Annotated in this window: 21 protein-coding genes; 9 read left to right on the top strand and 12 right to left on the bottom strand. The window is 61.0% G+C overall.

Annotated elements, in window-relative coordinates:
• From AC2GXZ_RS11800 to AC2GXZ_RS11785, 4 genes are read right to left on the bottom strand one after another with little or no spacing between them, the layout of a single operon-like run.
• Entirely contained in the window at window positions 1–540 is a 540-nt protein-coding gene (locus AC2GXZ_RS11800) for a chemotaxis protein CheW (protein WP_483759322.1), read from the bottom strand.
• Window positions 537–2,564, bottom strand: a complete 2,028-nt coding sequence (locus tag AC2GXZ_RS11795) for a chemotaxis protein CheA (RefSeq protein WP_483759321.1) — start codon at window positions 2,562–2,564, stop codon at window positions 537–539. Before AC2GXZ_RS11795 ends, AC2GXZ_RS11800 begins: the two co-directional genes overlap by 4 nt.
• The gene (locus AC2GXZ_RS11790; protein WP_483759320.1) at window positions 2,561–2,929 is read right to left on the bottom strand and encodes a response regulator; all 369 of its coding nucleotides are present in this window, start codon (window positions 2,927–2,929) and stop codon (window positions 2,561–2,563) included. Before AC2GXZ_RS11790 ends, AC2GXZ_RS11795 begins: the two co-directional genes overlap by 4 nt.
• Window positions 2,926–3,255, bottom strand: coding sequence for an STAS domain-containing protein (locus AC2GXZ_RS11785; RefSeq protein ID WP_483759319.1), 330 nt, complete (start codon window positions 3,253–3,255; stop codon window positions 2,926–2,928). Before AC2GXZ_RS11785 ends, AC2GXZ_RS11790 begins: the two co-directional genes overlap by 4 nt.
• A 349-nt stretch (window positions 3,256–3,604) precedes the next feature.
• Between AC2GXZ_RS11785 and AC2GXZ_RS11780 the strand changes: the two genes are divergently transcribed.
• From AC2GXZ_RS11780 to AC2GXZ_RS11750, 7 genes are all read left to right on the top strand, one after another.
• Entirely contained in the window at window positions 3,605–5,335 is a 1,731-nt protein-coding gene (locus AC2GXZ_RS11780) for a chemotaxis protein (protein WP_483759318.1), read from the top strand.
• Window positions 5,336–5,508: 173 nt separating this feature from the next.
• On the top strand, window positions 5,509–5,913 hold the full coding sequence (gene rbfA / locus AC2GXZ_RS11775) for a 30S ribosome-binding factor RbfA (RefSeq protein ID WP_483759317.1): 405 nt from the start codon (window positions 5,509–5,511) through the stop codon (window positions 5,911–5,913).
• Between the two features lie 23 nt (window positions 5,914–5,936).
• A complete protein-coding gene (truB, locus tag AC2GXZ_RS11770; protein WP_483759316.1) occupies window positions 5,937–6,866 on the top strand; it encodes a tRNA pseudouridine(55) synthase TruB in 930 nt (309 codons plus the stop codon).
• 154 nt (window positions 6,867–7,020) lie between these two features.
• On the top strand, window positions 7,021–7,290 hold the full coding sequence (rpsO, locus tag AC2GXZ_RS11765; protein ID WP_319318240.1) for a 30S ribosomal protein S15: 270 nt from the start codon (window positions 7,021–7,023) through the stop codon (window positions 7,288–7,290).
• 341 nt (window positions 7,291–7,631) lie between these two features.
• Window positions 7,632–9,767: a polyribonucleotide nucleotidyltransferase gene (gene pnp / locus AC2GXZ_RS11760; RefSeq protein ID WP_483759315.1), complete on the top strand. Its 2,136-nt coding sequence runs from the start codon at window positions 7,632–7,634 to the stop codon at window positions 9,765–9,767.
• 91 nt (window positions 9,768–9,858) lie between these two features.
• On the top strand, window positions 9,859–10,866 hold the full coding sequence (locus AC2GXZ_RS11755) for a class I SAM-dependent methyltransferase (protein ID WP_483759314.1): 1,008 nt from the start codon (window positions 9,859–9,861) through the stop codon (window positions 10,864–10,866).
• A gap of 89 nt (window positions 10,867–10,955) precedes the next feature.
• Entirely contained in the window at window positions 10,956–11,597 is a 642-nt protein-coding gene (locus AC2GXZ_RS11750; protein WP_483759313.1) for a tetratricopeptide repeat protein, read from the top strand.
• On the opposite strand, the gene AC2GXZ_RS11745 is transcribed toward AC2GXZ_RS11750, so the two are convergent.
• The 5 genes from AC2GXZ_RS11745 to fabA form a co-directional block, all read right to left on the bottom strand.
• A complete protein-coding gene (locus tag AC2GXZ_RS11745; protein WP_483759312.1) occupies window positions 11,598–11,993 on the bottom strand; it encodes a type II toxin-antitoxin system HicB family antitoxin in 396 nt (131 codons plus the stop codon). It abuts the gene before it with no gap.
• Between the two features lie 10 nt (window positions 11,994–12,003).
• Window positions 12,004–12,186, bottom strand: coding sequence for a type II toxin-antitoxin system HicA family toxin (locus tag AC2GXZ_RS11740; RefSeq protein ID WP_483759311.1), 183 nt, complete (start codon window positions 12,184–12,186; stop codon window positions 12,004–12,006).
• Between the two features lie 103 nt (window positions 12,187–12,289).
• Window positions 12,290–13,096 (bottom strand): enoyl-ACP reductase FabI, encoded by an 807-nt coding sequence (fabI, locus tag AC2GXZ_RS11735; RefSeq protein WP_483759310.1) that lies wholly within the window; start codon window positions 13,094–13,096, stop codon window positions 12,290–12,292.
• Between the two features lie 3 nt (window positions 13,097–13,099).
• The gene (fabB, locus tag AC2GXZ_RS11730; RefSeq protein ID WP_483759309.1) at window positions 13,100–14,323 is read right to left on the bottom strand and encodes a beta-ketoacyl-ACP synthase I; all 1,224 of its coding nucleotides are present in this window, start codon (window positions 14,321–14,323) and stop codon (window positions 13,100–13,102) included.
• A gap of 44 nt (window positions 14,324–14,367) precedes the next feature.
• Window positions 14,368–14,883 (bottom strand): 3-hydroxyacyl-[acyl-carrier-protein] dehydratase FabA, encoded by a 516-nt coding sequence (gene fabA / locus AC2GXZ_RS11725; RefSeq protein ID WP_483759308.1) that lies wholly within the window; start codon window positions 14,881–14,883, stop codon window positions 14,368–14,370.
• Between the two features lie 288 nt (window positions 14,884–15,171).
• On the opposite strand from fabA, the gene irrA reads away from it, so the two are divergent.
• Complete coding sequence (gene irrA, locus AC2GXZ_RS11720) at window positions 15,172–15,588, top strand: iron response transcriptional regulator IrrA (protein WP_483759307.1); 417 nt, start codon at window positions 15,172–15,174, stop codon at window positions 15,586–15,588.
• Here the strand turns inward: irrA and AC2GXZ_RS11715 are convergent.
• On the bottom strand, window positions 15,585–16,247 hold the full coding sequence (locus tag AC2GXZ_RS11715; protein ID WP_483759306.1) for a trimeric intracellular cation channel family protein: 663 nt from the start codon (window positions 16,245–16,247) through the stop codon (window positions 15,585–15,587). The genes irrA and AC2GXZ_RS11715 overlap by 4 nt on opposite strands.
• A gap of 171 nt (window positions 16,248–16,418) precedes the next feature.
• Between AC2GXZ_RS11715 and AC2GXZ_RS11710 the strand changes: the two genes are divergently transcribed.
• Window positions 16,419–16,844: a hypothetical protein gene (locus AC2GXZ_RS11710; RefSeq protein WP_483759423.1), complete on the top strand. Its 426-nt coding sequence runs from the start codon at window positions 16,419–16,421 to the stop codon at window positions 16,842–16,844.
• Here the strand turns inward: AC2GXZ_RS11710 and AC2GXZ_RS11705 are convergent, their stop codons facing one another.
• The gene (locus AC2GXZ_RS11705; RefSeq protein WP_483759305.1) at window positions 16,845–17,633 is read right to left on the bottom strand and encodes a YdcF family protein; all 789 of its coding nucleotides are present in this window, start codon (window positions 17,631–17,633) and stop codon (window positions 16,845–16,847) included.
• A gap of 30 nt (window positions 17,634–17,663) precedes the next feature.
• Window positions 17,664–18,380, bottom strand: coding sequence for a YoaK family protein (locus AC2GXZ_RS11700; RefSeq protein WP_483759304.1), 717 nt, complete (start codon window positions 18,378–18,380; stop codon window positions 17,664–17,666).
• Window positions 18,381–18,403 lie beyond the last annotated feature (23 nt).

Genomic DNA, 18,403 nt, shown 5'->3' with positions numbered 1-18,403 from the left:
TTATCTGTCTCCGTCGGAAGGCGACCAGGCACGGGGTCCGCCTGTTGCGGAATGATCGTGTTGGGCCGAGAAAATGACCTGAAGATTGGGAAGGATGATGAATTCGCTGCCGCGCTTGACCAGGCAGTCGATGAAGTCCGGGCGCCAGCGCATGCCGACACTCGGCGGCGGTTCGCCGGCCGAGCGCATCAGCGTCGTCACCTCGTTGACCTTGTCGGTGCGGATGCCGGCCAGAACCGGTTCGTCGTCAATGTCCATCGCGATGACGATGATGCGGCTGTCGATCGTCGGCTTCGTCGCCTCCATGCCGAAAGCGAGCCTGATATCGGCGAGCGGAATGACCTTGCCGCGGAAATTGATCACGCTGCCGACAAAGGCCCTTGCTCCCGGCACCGTGGTTTCCGGCAAAAGGTCGAGGATTTCCTGAACGATGAAGGCCTCGAGTGCAAAGGTTTCGCCGGCGATCTCGAAGGTCAGCACCTCCAGTTCGTCACGCCCGTTCCACAGGTCTTCGGAAAGTTTTCTGACCGCTTGGTTCATCCGGCTGCGCGCAGATGCGCCTCCTGTTGTTGTCCTTCGGCGACCAGATGGCCGACGTCGAGAATGAGCGCCACGCCGCCGTCGCCAAGAATGGTGGCGCCCGAGAAGGTCGCCACGTCATGATGCAGCTTCGACATGCCCTTGATCACCGTCTGGTGGTCGCCGATGATCTGGTCGACGACGAGGCCGACACGCTCGGAACCGGTCGAGATGACCACCACCTTCTGGAACGGATCGGGCTTGGTGCCGGTGCGGAACAAGTCGCGCAGGCGCAGGAAAGGCACAAGGCTGTCGCGCAGCGAGATGAAGCTGCGGCCGCGCGAGCGCATGTCGTCCTCGATCGAAAGCTCGAGGCATTCCTCCACCGCCGAAAGCGGAATGACATAGCGGGCATTGCCGACGCGCACGAGCAGGCCGTCGATGATCGCAAGCGTCAGCGGGATGGCGAGCGAGATTTCCGATCCTTCCCCCGGGCGGCTGACGACGTTGATCGTGCCGCGAAGAGCGTCGATCGTCCGCTTGACCACATCCATGCCGACGCCGCGTCCGGAAAGGTTGGTCACCTGGCTGGCCGTGGAGAAGCCCGGCTGGAAAATCAGCTGGTAGAGTTCCTGGTCGGTGAGGCTGGCATTCGGTGCGATCAGGCCGGAGGATTCGGCCTTGGCGCGGACCCTCTCCTTGTTGATGCCGCGGCCGTCATCCTTGATGGTGATGATCACTTCGCCGCCCTGCTGGCGGGCCGCAAGATGGATATGCCCGGCTTCCGACTTGCCGGCGTCAAGCCGGTCCCCGGCCGTCTCCAGTCCGTGGTCGCAGGAATTGCGCACCAGATGGACGAGCGGATCGGCAAGCCGTTCGATGACGCTTTTGTCGACCTCGGTGGTCTCGCCTTCGGTAATCAGTTCGATCTTCTTGCCTGTCTCGTGGGCAAGATCGTGGACGAGGCGGCGGAAGCGGCTGAACAGATGCGCGACAGGCACCATGCGCAGTACCATCATCGTGTCGCGCAATTCGCCGGAAAGTCGTTCGACGTCTTCGGATACGGCACGCAGCATCAGGTCGCCGCTACCGCCGGCAAGCTGCGACAGGCGCGACTGGGCAATCACCAGTTCGCCGACCCGGTCCATCAACTCGTCGAGTTTTTCGGCAGGAACGCGGACGTTTTCATTTCCCTTGGCAGCCTTTGCATCCCCGGGGGCGTTTGCCGGGATATTGGACGCGGCAGGGGAGGCGGCCACAGCCGGGGCAGGCACTGCCGGCTGCGGAGCCGCAGACTGAGGTGCGGCGGGTTCGGCGCGGACGGGTGTCGTTGCCGTGGCGGATGTCGCAGCCTGAGCCGGTGCCGCAATCTCCTCGACCGTCAGCTCCATGTCGTCCATGACGAAGATAAACACGTCGTCGATCGCCGACAGCGGTTGATCGGTCAGGAGTTCGACATCCCAGGCGATGTGAAGGTCTGTCGGGGCCAGATCGTCCAGCGACGGGATCTTCGACCGGTCGGCGACGATGCGGCATGTGCCCAGCTCGCGCAGCTCGTCCAGCAATGGCAGCGGGTTGGTGCCGTTCGCCATGGCGTTCTGCGGTAGCGAGAAGCGGATCTTGTAGAGTTTCCCGGCACTCTCAGTAGCCGCTGCGGCGTCCGGCTCGCCGGCACCATCGACGGCGCGGCGCAGGTTGGCAAGCAGCGCCTCGCTCATCGCCTCATGGTCGCCGGACGGCGTTTCCACCAGCGCCCGCATATGGTCCTTTGCTTCGAGCACGGCGGTGACGAGCGCGTGGGTGGCGGGAACCTCGCCCTTGCGCACCCGGTCGAAAGCCGTTTCGCAATGGTGGGTGAACGCTGCCAGCGCCTCGAAGCCGAACATGGCGCCCGAGCCCTTCAACGTGTGCAGGCCGCGGAATACCGCGTCGATCTGATCCTTGTCGCCGAGGTTGACGTTGAGGTCGAGGAGCCCCGCCTCGACCTGCTCCAGAAGCTCGGCGGCTTCCTGTCTGAAGACCGCGATAGGATCGGGAAAGCTCATTTGCCGAGAACCTTCTTGACGATCTTGACCAGGCTTTCCGGGTCGAACGGTTTGGTCAGCCAGCCGGTCGCGCCGGCAGCCTTTGCCTGCTGCTTGATCTCGCCGTCGGATTCTGTGGTCAGGAAGATCACCGGCACGCCCATATGCGCCGGCAGCTTGCGCAGTTCCCGGATCATTGTCAGGCCGTCCATATTGGGCATGTTGAGATCGGTGACGATGAGATCGAACGTCCCTGCATTAAGCTTGGCAATGCCGTCGAGCCCGTCGACCGCTTCGGTGACCTCATAGCCGGCATTCGAAAGCGCGACCCGCGTCGTCAGTCGGATGCTCGCCGAGTCGTCGACGGTCAGGATATTGGCGCTCATTGAATGTCCCCTTGATGTAACCAGAATTGTGCGTCGTCGGCCGACATGCCTTCCAGGAAGCCGCTCCGGCGCAGCGTTTCGAGCAGCGGCCCGCTTGCCGGCTGCGACAGCGCGATGCGCTTGCCGGCGGTACCGGCATAGATGCGGGCTGCTTCGATCATCTGGAGGAAACTGATGTCGACCTGTACGTCGTCCGCCAGCGTGATCGTGGCGGTCTCGTGCGTGTCGATGAATTTCAGCATGTCTTCGCGAATGTCGGTGATCGCACGAACGGTGAGGTTCGTCGGCAGGGACAGGCACGCTTCAATATGACCTTCAATATTCATACCTACTCCAAACGCATTCCAACATGCTGAAAAAGCCTGCCCAACTTGGGACATCATGCTTAACGAGGCGTTAATTCACCCCGGTGAGTTTTCATGCGGAATTACTAGTAGCCAGCATTTGCAGGCTGTTCATATCTGTCGAAAATTAACCAATTGAGCCGAAACCGCTCCAATGCCCGCCGACTGTTTCACTGCGGTTAACCCCCGCCGGGCCATGTTGCCGCCAAGCGAGGACAAAACGTGCCCCGACGTCGCAATGGCGGACGGGCATAAAATTGTCCCAAGAAAGAACAGGGCAATTTCCGTCGATGCCGATATGGCGCCGGCGTATCATCAGGGGTGGTGGCAAGTGGCAGTCGCAGCAGTTTTGGTCAGTGAGGTCGAGTTTTCCAGGCCGTCGGTTCTTGTCGAGCGGATGGAAACGGCGAGGGCCCGTATCGAGGAGCGTTTTCTCGAAGGGGGTGCGGCGCTGTTGTCTGTGCTCGATGTGTTGAACAAGTTGATCGGCTCGCTCGACCAGCTCACCTCGTCGCTCGATGAGGAAACCGCCAACGCAACCATGGCCGAACTGCATGAGACGGTGGGCAGGCTTTCGGAGCTCAGCCGTATCGAGACCGCGCGCCAGGCCGGTTTTGTCGATATTTCCGGCGCCGAGCGCAATCTGCGGCCTCATGTGGCGAACATGCTGGAGACGATGCGCTACCTGCGTACATTCGCCGTCACCGCCAAGATCACCGGTGCCGGAATTGACGATTTCGCCGGATTTGCCGAAGAAATTCTGGACCGCATCCACGCCGGAACGCGGCAGGTCAACGATTTTGGTGGCAAGCTGCAGCATCTGGGTACGGGCCTGGGTTCGGTGATGGAACGTGGCCGCACGACGATCGAACGCTACGAAGCGACCATTCCCGGCATCGTTTCCGATCTGTCGACCGGTGGCACCGAGATCAAGGCGCAGCGAAAGATCCTCGTCGATCGTGCCGCACGCGTCCGCAAGATTGCAGCCGGCATCCAGGGCAAGCTCGCCTCGGTGCTTTCGGCGATGCAGATCGGCGATATCACCCGCCAGCGGATCGAGCATTGCCAGAGCTCGCTAACGCTGCTCGACACCTATATCGGAAGCGAGGCCGGTTCCTTGACGGTCGCCGATCGCAACAACCTGTCCTCCATCATCACCAATCTCGTGGCCCTGCAGCTTGGCCAGTCGATCGACGATTTCGAGCGCGATACCGCCAAGATCGTCAAGACCATCGCGAGCTTCCGCTCCGATCTCGGACAGATAGACGAGCTGCGCCAGCAGATGACGGATGGCGAAGGGGATAATTCCATGCGCGGGCTGGAAGCTGGTGTCGGCGTCGCCCGCGAGGCCGTCCGGGAGATCGAGGCCGTTTCCGTCGAGGCCGGCGAGTTGAGCCGCTCGACCGCGGCGACCGTGCAGGAGCTGATCAACGACATCGGCGTCATTCAGCTGGTGCGTACCGACATCCATTACATGGCGCTGAACACCAATCTTCGTTGCGGCAAGATCGGCGAACATGGCAAGGCGCTGAACGTCGTCACCGCAGAGTTGCGCAATTTCGCCGGCGCTCTGGACGAGACGGCGGAGAAGGTTCTGGTCGAGCTGATAGCGCTCGAAAAAGCCTCCGAAAAGCTCGCGTCCCTGCAGGATGCGGCCGGCGAGGATCCGCTCGACGACCGCCTCGCCCGGGCGATGGCGAAGATCGGCGATGTCGGCGACCGGATGGATGCCGGGACTGAGGCACTGAGCGGACAGAGCCGGGACGCGACCGAGCAGATGAACGGATCCCTGTCGCGGCTCGACTTCAAGGCCGAACTCGGCGAGGTCCTTCGCACCTGTGCCCAGGAAATTTCGAAAGAGGCGATGATCTGCGGCGACGGCGATCCGTCTGCCGCGCTGGAACCGGCCCTGGCCGATCTCGGCGGCCGCATCGGCAAACTCTACACCATGGTCTCCGAACGGGAGCTCCATGCGGCGGTTCTCGGCACGTCACCTCCGGTCGAAACGGCGGTCGTCGCGGCCGTCATGAGCGACGAGGACATCGAAGACGCCCTGTTTTGATGTCCTTTGGCCTTGGCTGCCACCGGGACAAGTCGTCCGCGCGGCCGAATAATCGCGGCCGCGCCTTGACCTTTTGCCGCCTCTGGGTCATTTGACGCCCCTTGAATGAAGAAGCGCCCAGGGGTCTCCCCCTACCGGGACGAACCCCGGCGGCGCTGGTAAAGAGATTAAACATGGCTAAGGCTACATCTTCGGCGCCCTCCCAGCGCATGCTTCGCGTTGGCGAACAGGTTCGCGCCGCCATAACCCAGGTCCTGCAGCGCGGCGAAGTGCGTGACGACCTGATCGAGAAGACGGTGATCTCCGTGTCGGAAGTGCGCATGTCGCCCGACCTGAAGATCGCGACCGCCTATGTGACACCGCTCGGCGTGCCTGACCATCTTGCGGTCATCGACGCGCTGAACCGCCACGCCAAGTATATTCGTGGCCGGCTCGGCGGCCAGTTGAGGCAGATGAAATACATGCCGGAAGTGCGCTTCCGTGATGATACGAGCTTCGACAATTACAAGAAGATCGACAATCTGCTCCGCTCGCCCGAGGTCCAGCGCGACCTTGAGAGCAAGGGCGACGACGAATAACCGAAACACCATAAAGAGTACGCATGTCCAAACCACGCAAACCCAAGGGCCGGGCGGTTTCCGGCTGGCTTATCCTCGACAAGCCGGTCGATTTCGGTTCCACCGAAGCCGTCTCCAAGATCAAGTGGCTGTTCAACGCCCAGAAGGCCGGACATGCGGGCACGCTCGATCCTTTGGCCTCCGGCATGCTGCCGATCGCGCTGGGCGATGCGACCAAGACCGTCCCTTATGTCATGGACGGCCGCAAGATCTATGAATTCACTGTCACCTGGGGCGAAGAACGTTCGACCGACGACCTCGAAGGCGAGGTGACGGCATCGTCCGACGCGCGCCCGTCCGAGCAGGCGATCCGCGATCTCCTGCCGAACTATACCGGCACCATCCAGCAGATCCCGCCGCAGTTCTCGGCAATCAAGATCGCCGGCGAGCGTGCCTATGATCTGGCTCGCGAGGGCGAGACGGTCGAGATCCCCTCGCGCGAGGTCGAAGTCTTCCGCCTGACACTGGTCGGCGTGACGGAAAACGAGGCGCATTTCGAGGTCGAATGCGGCAAGGGCACCTATGTGCGCGCAATCGCCCGCGACCTCGGTCGCGATCTCGGCTGCTACGGCCATATTTCCGATCTTCGCCGGACTTTCGTTGCACCCTTTGCCGAAGACAAGATGATCGCGCTTGCCGATCTCGTGGCGCTCGAAAAGATCGAGGACCGCGACGAACGTCTCGCAGCACTCGATGCCTCCCTGATCGATACGGCCGAAGCCTTGTCCAGCCTGCCGCATCTGCCGGTGACGGAGGAGCAGGCGCATCGGATCAAGATGGGCAACCCGATCATCCTGCGTGGCCGCGAAGCACCGGTTGACGAGCCGGAAGCCTATGCGACGGTCCGCGGACGACTGGTCGCCATCGGCGAGATCGGTCAGGGCGAATTCCGCCCGAAGCGGGTGTTCGGCTGATCGATTGGGCGCCTCTTCCAATTGCAGGCTGAATGGTCTATAGGCAGCGCCAGCATCAGGCGGCCTATAGGCGTTCCTTCTGCATTCATGGCCAAAGCTGAACGACATCTCGGCTTTTGGCGTCTTCTTCTCCTCTTTACGAAAGGATCGTAAGATGTCGATCACTGCAGAGCGCAAAGCCGCCCTCATCAAGGAATATGCAACCGTCGAAGGCGACACCGGTTCTCCGGAAGTTCAGGTCGCAATCCTGACGGAACGCATCAACAACCTGACGGGTCATTTCAAGGACCACAAGAAGGACAACCACTCGCGTCGTGGCCTTCTGACCATGGTTTCCACCCGTCGTTCGCTTCTTGATTACCTCAAGAAGAAGGACGAATCCCGTTACAGCAAGATCATTGCTGCTCTGGGCATTCGCCGCTAAAAAATTCCGGCGGGCGCTCATTCGGGCGCCTGCCGGTTTCTTATTCGGGCCTCGGGTCCGATGAAATGTTTGCGCCGCGCTCTAGATCGCGTGGTTGAGACTGCCCGCAGACCCGGATGGGCCGGATCTGCCAAACAAAACCGTTGACCTGTCATGGGGCAGGATTGCCGGATGCTTTACGGCCAGGATCTCCAACAGGATCTTGAGCAGGCTTGCAAACTGAAGCCGCCGACCCGAAGCCTCCCGTTGTCTTGCCCGTGATCTGTCACACTGATTGCGGTCGACTATGCACTGCGCCTGGCTATCGGCACTGCGCGTGCTCCCGCATTAAAGGACAACATATGTTCAATACCCACTCCGTCGAAATCGAATGGGCCGGCCGTACGCTGAAGCTGGAAACGGGCAAGATCGCCCGCCAGGCTGACGGCGCGGTCCTCGCCACCTACGGCGAAACCGTCGTTCTCGCCACCGTCGTTTCGGCCAAGGCGCCGAAGCCGGGCCAGGACTTCTTCCCGCTGACCGTCAACTACCAGGAAAAGACCTATGCCGCCGGCAAGATCCCTGGCGGTTACTTCAAGCGCGAAGGTCGTCCGTCGGAAAAGGAAACCCTGGTTTCCCGCCTGATCGACCGCCCGATCCGCCCGCTCTTCCCGGAAGGCTACAAGAACGACACCCAGGTCGTCGTCACCGTCGTCCAGCACGACCTTGAAAACGATCCGGACGTATTGTCGATGGTTGCCGCTTCGGCTGCCCTGACGCTCTCCGGCGTTCCCTTCATGGGCCCGGTCGGCGGCGCACGCGTCGGCTACATCAACGGCGAATACGTCCTCAACCCGCATCTCGACGAGATGGACGAATCGGTTCTCGATCTCGTTGTCGCCGGTACCCAGGACGCCGTCCTGATGGTTGAGTCGGAAGCCAAGGAACTCAACGAAGAAGTCATGCTCGGCGCCGTCATGTTCGGCCACAAGGGTTTCCAGCCGGTCATCGACGCGATCATCAAGCTCGCCGAAGTTGCCGCCAAGGAACCCCGCGATTTCCAGCCGGAAGATCATTCCGAGCTCGAAGCTGAGATGCTCAAGCATTTCGAAGCCGAACTGCGCACCGCCTACAAGAACACCCAGAAGGCTGAACGCTACGCTGCGGTCGACGCCGTCAAGGCAAAGGTCAAGGCGCATTTCTTCCCGGAAGGCGTCGAGCCGAAATACACCGCCGAAGTGATCGGCGCGACCTTCAAGCACCTGCAGGCGAAGATCGTTCGCTGGAACATCCTCGACACCAAGAGCCGTATCGACGGCCGTGACCTGTCGACCGTTCGTGCGATCGTCTCCGAAGTCGGCCTGCTGCCGCGCACCCACGGTTCGGCACTGTTTACCCGCGGTGAAACGCAGGCAATCGTTGTCGCCACGCTCGGCACCGGTGAAGACGAACAGTACGTCGACAGCCTGACGGGCATGTACAAGGAGCGCTTCCTGCTCCATTACAACTTCCCTCCCTACTCGGTTGGCGAAACCGGCCGCATGGGCTCCCCGGGCCGCCGCGAAATCGGTCACGGAAAGCTCGCCTGGCGCGCTATCCGTCCGATGCTGCCGTCGCCAGAGCAGTTCCCCTACACGCTGCGCGTCGTCTCCGAGATCACCGAGTCGAACGGCTCGTCCTCGATGGCAACCGTCTGCGGCACCTCGCTCGCCCTGATGGATGCAGGCGTTCCTTTGGCAAAGCCGGTCGCCGGTATCGCCATGGGCCTGATCCTCGAAGGTGAACGTTTTGCCGTTCTCTCCGACATCCTCGGCGACGAAGACCACCTCGGCGACATGGACTTCAAGGTTGCAGGTACTGCCGACGGCATCACCTCGCTGCAGATGGACATCAAGATCGCCGGCATCACCGAAGAGATCATGAAGGTCGCTCTCGAGCAGGCCCAGGGCGGTCGCAAGCACATCCTCGGCGAAATGGCCAATGCCATCACCGAAGGCCGCTCGCAGCTCGGCGAATTTGCACCGCGCATCGAAGTGATGAACATCCCGGTCGACAAGATCCGTGAAGTCATCGGTTCGGGCGGCAAGGTCATCCGCGAAATCGTCGAAAAGACCGGCGCCAAGATCAACATCGAAGACGACGGCACCGTCAAGATCGCGTCTTCTTCCGGCAAGGAAATCGAAGCGGCCCGCAAGTGGATCCACTCGATCGTTGCAGAACCAGAAGTCGGCGCCATCTACGAAGGCACTGTTGTAAAGACCGCCGATTTCGGCGCTTTCGTCAACTTCTTCGGCGCCCGTGACGGCCTCGTGCACATCTCGCAGCTCGCTTCCGAGCGCGTTGCCAAGACCCAGGACGTCGTCAAGGAAGGCGACAAGGTCTGGGTCAAGCTGATGGGCTTTGACGAGCGCGGCAAGGTTCGCCTGTCGATGAAGGTCGTCGACCAGGCCACCGGCCAGGAAGTCAAGCGCGCCGAAGGCGACGCTGCCGCTGAGTAAATCCTTCTTCATTGAAGGACAGGGGCGCGGGAGTTTGCTCTTCCGCGCCCTTTCTTTATCCTAACCATTAAACCTCCGCCGAAAGCCGACCATGAGCCGCGACGCCCTGAAAACCCTCTTCCATCCCTTTGTCACCGACGCCGTGCCGATGCCCGGCAAGGACGAGCGGGTGATTTTTCTGGGCGCCGAGGCCGGCAATGCCCGGCCGGAAGGGTTCGATGCGGACATTACCTTCGTACAGCCTTTCCGCCCGCTGTTTCGCGCCCTGCGCGACAACGCCTTTCCTGAGCCTGAAGGTGACGATTACGACGGCGCTCTGGTTCTTTGCGGCAAACATCGCGGCGAAAACGAAAACCGTATTGCCGAGGCCCTGGCACGCGTGAAGGTCGGCGGCCTGATCGTTATTGCAGGCGGCAAGGAGGATGGTGTCCAGCCGCTGCGCACCATGCTTTTGAAGCTCGGCATCATTCTCGACTACGCGCCGAAATATCATGGCCTGGCGATCTGGTTCGGCCGGCCGGAAGATGCAAGCGATGCCATCAAGGCGCTGAAGAAGACGGCCGTGACGGTCGAAGGCCGGTTCCAGGCAGCCCCCGGCATGTTCTCCCATGAGCGCGTCGACGCAGGTTCCGAGCTTCTTGCAGGCCGTTTCCCGACCGATTTCGATGGCAATGTTGCCGATTTCGGGGCCGGCTGGGGTTATCTCTCCGTCATGCTGGCGGAGAAGTCTCCGCGGGTCCACCGCATCGATCTCTTCGAAGCCGACCATCGGGCGCTGGAATTCGCCAGGCAGAACATCGCCCACAATTGCCCGGATCTCGAGGCCCGTTTCTTCTGGCAGGATCTCGCAGCAGAGCCGCCAAAGGAAAAATACGACCTCGTGATCATGAACCCGCCTTTCCACGAGGCGCAGGCTGCTGATCCTGAACTCGGCCGCACGATGATCCGCACGGCGGCCGGCGCCCTGAAGCAGGGTGGCCGCCTGATGATGGTCGCCAATCGCGGCCTGCCCTACGAGTCGGTTCTCGCCGAAGCCTTCCGCGAATACGGCGAGACCTGCCGCAACGCCAAGTTCAAGGTTCTCTGGGGCCGCAAGTAATTTTCTGCCCCCGCTAGGCCGACCGATTGCCCTTGCCAGCATCACTGTGTGCAAACTAGAGTTGTATCGAGTGGTGTTGGGGCACGGCAATGAAAAGGCTTGTTGCAGGTTTAGCGGTCCTGCTGGTCTCGGCCAGCGTTGTTTCGGCAGATGCTGCCCGCATCACCTGGGAATGGTATAATGCCGCCGAGCTTCATCAGGAGCGCAAAACCCGGGGCAAGGACGATCTGAGGCTTGCCGCGCATTACTTCCGGCTTGCTGCCGAAAAGGGCAATCCGGCCGCGGCCTACAAGCTCGCAGAGATCTACGAGAACGGCTGGGGCCTGCTCCCAGACCCGTTTCAGGCTTTCTATTGGTATATGAAGGCTGCCGCCAGGAGCGACATGCACGGCCAACTCAAGGTCGGCTGGTGCTACCAGAAGGGGATCGGCGTTCAGGCCGACGCGCGGATAGCCGCGATCTGGTACCGGCTGGCGGCCGACAACGGCAATATCTGGGGTTATCACATGCTCGGTTTCATGCTTGCCGATGGCGACGGCATGCAGCGGGATTCCGCGCTTGCGCGGCGCTATTTCGAACTCAGCCTGCCGAAGACCAACGATCCCTGGGCCAAGTGGAAGCTGGCCCATCTGATTGAAGCCGAAAATCCGGCAAAAGCCTTGGCTCTGCTTAAAGAGGCTGCGGCGGCCGGCAATGCCCAGGCGGCCGCTGACCTGAAAGTCATGCGCTGATCAGGCCGCCTCTATATCCTTGCGGGCCGCGCTTGCGAGGAATGCGGAACGTGTCAGGCCGCGTTCGCGGGCCGCAAAATCGATCGCGTCGAGCATTCCCTTCTCGAAGGTGACATTGGCACGCACAACGCGCGTATCATCCTCGATGTAAGGAATGCGCACGAGGAAGGCTCCGGTTGCCAGCTCGACGCGTATGTCCTCGCGTTCCGTCACCTGTTCGTAGGTTGAAGGACGCGGTAACTGTTCGTCCTCGGCCCAGAGGCGCAAGGCCTCGATCGCGTTGGCAATGAGATCATCCTCGCCATCGGCAGCGGAAAAGACGGACGGCAGATCCGGGAAGCTGACGCCGAAGGAGCTACCTTCATCCTTGTGTACGAGCGCGATGAAATGCTTCATGTGCTTGCCTTCAAATCCAACCTGCCTGCTTGGCAATGGCCGACGCCGTGCCCAGCGGCAGATCCTTCTTCGGATGCGGAACGATGATCGTTCGAAAGCCATTGCGGAACTTATGATGTGATCCCTTCACGGAGACCAGCTCGAAACCTTCGCGCTTCAATCTCGCGATGATCTTCTGGCTATTCCGCTCCATGGGTAGCTCCAAACTGCCCCCATATTAGTTGGTTTGCTTCAAAAACGCAAGAAGGGCGTGCGCATCATGATGCGCACGCCCTTCAGCGATAAGTTTCAGAAGCTTACTCGACGTCGGCCTTGCGCAGGCGATCCAGTGTCGGCAGCGATGTGATGCTGTAGCCGGCATCGACATAATGGACTTCGCCGGTGACGCCGCGCGAAAGATCCGACAGCAGATAAAGCGACGAACCGCCGATATCCTCGATCGTCGGTGTCCGGCGCAGCGGCGCGTTCTGCTGGTTCCAGGTATAGATCGCGCGGGCGTCGGAAATGCCGGCGCCGGCAAGCGTGCGAACCGGGCCTGCAGAGATCGTGTTGACGCGGATGTCACGCGGGCCGTAATCGGCTGCCAGATAGCGCACGGAGGCTTCCAGAGCTGCCTTGGCGACGCCCATGACGTTGTAGTTCGGAATGACCCGCTGCGAGCCGTTATAGGTCAGCGTCAGGATCGAGCCGCCGTTTGGCATCAGTTCGGCGGCACGCTTGGCGATCTCGGTGAAGGAGAAACAGGAGATCACCATGGTGCGGGAGAAATTCTCGCGCGTCGTGTCGGCGTAAAGGCCTTTCAGCTCGTTCTTGTCGGAAAAGCCGATGGCGTGAACGAGGAAGTCGATCGAGCCCCAGCGCTCCTTGAGAGCAGCGAATGTCGCATCGACCGATGCGATATCCTCGACGTCACAGGGAATGACCAGATCCGAGCCAAGTTCGGCGGCGAGCGGCTTGACCCGCTTGCCGAGTGCATCGCCCTGGTAGGTGAAGGCGATTTCCGCGCCCTGGGCGGCAAGCGCCTTGGCAATGCCCCAGGCGATCGAATGGTTGTTGGCGACCCCCATGATCAGGCCGCGTTTTCCCTGCATGATACCTGTCATGGTTTATCCGTTATAGCGCTGGAACACGAGCGTGGCGTTGGTGCCGCCGAACCCGAAGGAGTTGGAAAGGATGGTGTCGATCTTGGCATTGTCGATACGGCTGCGGACGATCGGCACGCCTTCGAATTCCGGGTCGAGCGTCTCGATATGCGCGCTTTCGCCGATAAAGCCTGCCTGCATCATCAACAGGCCGTAGATCGATTCCTGCACGCCGGCACCGCCCAGCGAATGGCCGGTCAGCGACTTGGTCGACTGGATATGCGGGATCTTGGTCCCGAAGACTTCGCGGATCGCGCCGATTTCCTTGCTGTCGCCCACCGGCGTGGACGTGCCGTGAGTGTTGATGTAGTCGACCTCGCCCTTCACCGTGGCAAGCGCCTGGCGCATGCAGCGGATGGCGCCTTCGCCGGACGGTGCGACCATGTCGTAACCGTCGGACGTTGCGCCATAACCGGTGATCTCGGCGTAGATATTGGCGCCGCGGGCCTTGGCATGTTCCAGTTCTTCCAGAACCAGAACGCCTGCACCGCCGGCGATGACGAAGCCGTCGCGGTTGGCGTCATAGGCACGCGAGGCGGTTTGCGGCTGGTCGTTATACTTGGACGACATGGCGCCCATGGCGTCGAACAGGTTCGACATGGTCCAGTCGAGATCTTCGTGGCCACCGGCGAACATCACGTCCTGCTTGCCCCACTGGATCATTTCCGCCGCATTGCCGATGCAGTGCGCGGATGTCGAGCAGGCCGACGAGATCGAGTAGTTGACGCCGTGGATCTTGAACCAGGTGGCGAGCGTGGCGGACGCCGTCGAGGACATCGCCTTCGGCACGGCGAACGGGCCGATACGCTTCGGGCTGGTGTTCTTGATGGTGATGTCGGCGGCTTCGATCAGGGTACGGGTCGAGGGACCGCCGGAGCCCATGATGATGCCGGTGCGCTCGTTTTCGCTATAGTCTTTTTCTTCCAGGCCCGAATCGGCGAGTGCCTGTTTCATGGCGACGTGGTTCCACGCACCGCCCTGGGAGAGAAAGCGCATGGCGCGGCGGTCGACAAGGTCCGTCGTGTCGATATTCGGTTTTCCCCACACCTGGCACTTGAAGCCGTGCTCGGCGAAGTCGGGGGAAAAGGAAATGCCGGACTTTGCCTGCCGCAAGGATTCGGTGACTTCGGCCGCGTCGTTTCCGATCGAGGACACGATACCGAGGCCCGTGACAACTACCCGTCTCATCTTATCTAACCCTTTTGTTTCCTTGAGGTCGCCTAAGTTTTATCTCAGGCGGTCTTTTCCTTGGACAGACCGACGCGCAGGTCGCTCGCCTGATATATGGTTTCGCCATCGGCCTTCAGCCAGCCGTCGGCGGTGCCGAGCACGAGCCGGCCCTTCATCACCCGCTTGAAGTCGATACCGTATTCCAGAAGCTTGGTATGCGGGCGGATCATGCCCTTGAACTTCACTTCGCCGGTCGACAGGGCCATGCCGCGGCCTTGTTCGCCGAGCCAGCCGAGGAAAAATCCGGTCAGCTGCCACATGCCGTCAAGGCCGAGGCAGCCCGGCATGATCGGGTTGCCTTCGAAGTGGCAGGGAAAATACCAGTCGTCGGGTTTGACGTCGTATTCGGCACGGATATAGCCCTTGTCGAAAGCGCCGCCGGTTTCCGAAATATCCGTAATACGGTGAACCATCAGCATGGGCGGCAATGGCAATTGTGCATTACCTGGTCCGAAGAGGTCGCCATGTGCACAGGCGATAATGTCTTCGTAAGCGTAGCTGGACTGTCTGGTGGTCATCGAATTCCGCATCCCCCTATGATCGCTATGTCGGCGGCAGCTTTAGAGCAAGCCCTGCCGGAATTGAAGCGTTCAACCTTCCAGGCTCGGGGTTTTCTCGCCCTGGAACGTCGTTTTGTCAGTCCGCATATAGGAACGGAGGCGTGCAAACCAGAGGTGAGGGCATAAAATCCGAAGATTTGACGCGTTGCGCGCGCATCCGACGCGGTAAACTGTTGAAACGTTGTGCAGCAAAAGTTATATCCGAAACTCAAGAAGTATCGCGAGTTGCGGAGTTCCAGGACCCTTATGGCTGAAGCCGTGCCCCAAATCGAAGTGAAATTGCGCCATTACGGCCTGCGCCCGACGCGGCAGCGGGTTGCTTTGGGAGATCTTCTCTTCGCCAAGGGAGATCGTCACCTGACCGTCGAGGAATTGCACGAAGAGGCAATTCTGGCCGGCGTGCCGGTATCTTTGGCAACCGTCTACAACACGCTTCACCAGTTCACCGAGGCGGGCCTTATCCGCGTTCTCGCTGTCGAAGGCGCCAAGACCTATTTCGACACGAATACCTCGGATCACCACCATTTCTTCGTCGAAGGGCGCAACGAAGTGCTGGATGTTCCGATCGGCAATCTTGAAATCGGAAACCTCCCCGAGCCTCCGGAAGGTATGGAGATCGCCCATGTGGATGTCGTCATCCGCCTGCGCGAAAAACGTTCCTAGGTCTTTCTTTTTTTCCGTTTAGGAGGTCGCATCGCCTCTTCGGGCGGGCGGCCCGGTCGCGACTTGTATCGCGGCAGCATCCAGCCGTAGTGAATTGCACCGCCACGTAAGGCAAATGCGATGACGGCTCCGAAGCCGGCGCTGACGATCAGCGGCTGGCCGATGGCGTGAGCGGCGGTGAACGCGCTTGCACCTGCAAGCGCCGCCGTTATGTAGATTTCGGGTCGCAGCAGAACCGAAGGTTCGTTGGCCAACACGTCGCGCAACACGCCGCCGAGTGCCCCGGTCATCACGCCGGTGACGATGGCAATCGTCGGAGAACCGGTTGCAGCCATGCCCTTGGCGGCGCCAAGCACGCTATAGGCTGCAAGCCCGATCGCATCGAGCCAGATCAGCAGCCGATAACGCCATTCGACCCGATGCGCCGAAAAGAACACGAACGCTCCGGCGATCACCCCGACGAGCACATAGGTCGGATCCATGATCCAGAAGACCGGCCGTCCGAGCACCATGTCGCGGATCGTGCCGCCGCCGAGCCCGGTGACGGCCGCAAAGAACAGGAAGCCGATGAAATCGAGTTCCTTGCGTGATGCGGCAAGCGCTCCTGTTGCGGCAAACAGCGCAACGCCCGCGTAGTCGAGTATCATCAGCAGGGACATGGTGTTCTCCAGCGTCGCGCAAGTGCCTGAGCCTAAGGAGGGTATATTCCGTGCTGCCAGCGCACGTCATCCGCGTGGGCGCATCATGAACAGATCAATTTCGTCTTATTGGTGAGACCCGTGAAAAAACACCTGGTCGCGATAATTCAGGCAATCGCTTTTTTGGCATTGATGCCGGTCATGGCTGCCGCACAGCAGCAGCTCGTGCCGGACCCGGAAGCCTTTGAGAAGGGCTTTTTCCAGAAGAGCTGCAAGACTGTCGATTTTGGTCCCGATTTCATCAAGCGCTTCGATATCAACAACGACAACATCCAGGATCTCGTTGTCGATCACAGCGCCTTGACCTGCGACGGCGTGCGCGGCCCCCGATGCAATGCCGACGGCTGCCCGCAGAATTTCTATGTCCAGGCCAAGGAGGGCGGCTACATCCTGGTCGCCACCGCCCAGGTCTATGGCTACGATTTCGTCCAGTATTTCGGCAACATGGTCTTCATGTTCAAGATGCATCCGCGCTTCTGCGATCGCACCGACGCCGAGCCCTGCGAAATGCGGGTGCGCGTCAGGGGCACAAAATTCGTCACGATCTCCAGGAAATAGCTATCCAGGAAAGATGCTGCCGATCCGGCCGGTCAGATAATACGCCGTCAGGCTCATCCATTCGCGCACGGCCGTCGTGCCGATCTGGGCATTGAGTGCCGGCTGGGTGAAGTCGAGGGAAAGATGTTCGATGCCGCTTGTCCGGTAATCCACCGGCCAGGGTGTGACCGCGATCCCGGCCTTGGCGAACAGCCCGACCGAACGCGGCATATGGAAGGCCGAGGTGACCAGCAGGCAGTTTTCCAGCCCCTGCGCCTTCAGCAGCCCGGCCGTGTTGAGGCTGTTCTCATAGGTGGTGCGGGATGTATTGTCCTTGATCAGCCTGTCGGACGAAATGCCGAAGGCCGAGAAGAAGCGCTCCGCGGTCTGCGCTTCGCCCTCGAACGTGCCGCTGATCGACCCGTCTCCGCCTGAAACCAGGATGCGCGCCTGAGGGTAATTGCGGGCAAGCCGCAGTGCCTCGACAAACCGGTCGGCTGACTGGTTGAGCTCCATGCCGCCACGGGCCGTGTTGATCTCGTTGTCAAAGGCACCCCCAAGCACGATAACGCAGGCGACATCCGCCGGTTCGGTTTGCGGCTTGGCAAACCGTGCCTCGAGGATCTGCAGCGCGACGCTGCCCGCGGTCGTGAACAGCGTGACGAACAGCAGCATGGCGGCAAGCAGCGACGACAGGCCGCCCAACCGGCGCCAGCCGGAAAGAGCCAGGATCGTCGCCAGGGTCGTCAGCAGAAAGGCGATGGAAAGCGGTTGGGCGAACACCCAGAACAGCTTGGAAATCAGGAACATGCTCGCTCGCGAATTCGATTCGCCGGTAGCTTACAGCGTGTCGCGGCGGGCGTGAACGATCGGTTGCTGGAAATGCAGGTGCAGTGGCCTTGGAAGCGCTGCGGTGGCGAGTGCGACGGCGATGGTTGCCAGCGAGACGATCCACAGCGCGTGGCTGCCCATATGCTGGGTGAGGAAGGCGCCGGAAATGGCACCGCAGGCCATTCCGGTCCAGGGCACGCACTGGATCAGCCAGCCCCTCGGGTTACGGTCGCCGATGATGAACCGGCCGATTCCACGGCCGAAACGGGATAGCGCCCCGGTAATATAGGTGAGACCGATCGGCAGTCCCTCGATCTGCTCGACCGTGGCGTTGATCAGGCCCATCGAGAGCACGACAAGATAAAATTGCGCCCGGATATGATCGGCCGGCACGGCCGAGGCGCCGGCAAGCAGGATCGCCACCGTGGAAAGGACGACGAAGGCGCGCCGCGCCGACAGCGTGTGAGCAAGCACGATACCGAGCGCATTGCCGAGGATGAAGATCCACAGCGCGGCAAACAGTGTCAGGGCATGGCTGTAGTCGCCCTCGGCGAACGAGATTGCCGCGCGGGTCGTGTTGCCGCTCATGAATGAGACGAAATCGCCGGACAGGATAAGGCCCACCGCGTCCGTCATGCCGGCGATGAAGGAAATGGCGGCGACAAGCGCCAGACCGGTTGTTGTCCGCCTTCTGCGGATAATGTGTCGACGTCGCTGACGGGTCATCTGGACTGATGTGAGATGGGGTG

The sequence above is a fragment of the Aliirhizobium sp. YIM B11859 genome (assembly GCF_057163345.1).
Note: the sequence above shows the minus strand (reverse complement) of the source record. Positions and strands in the feature narration are given on the sequence as shown.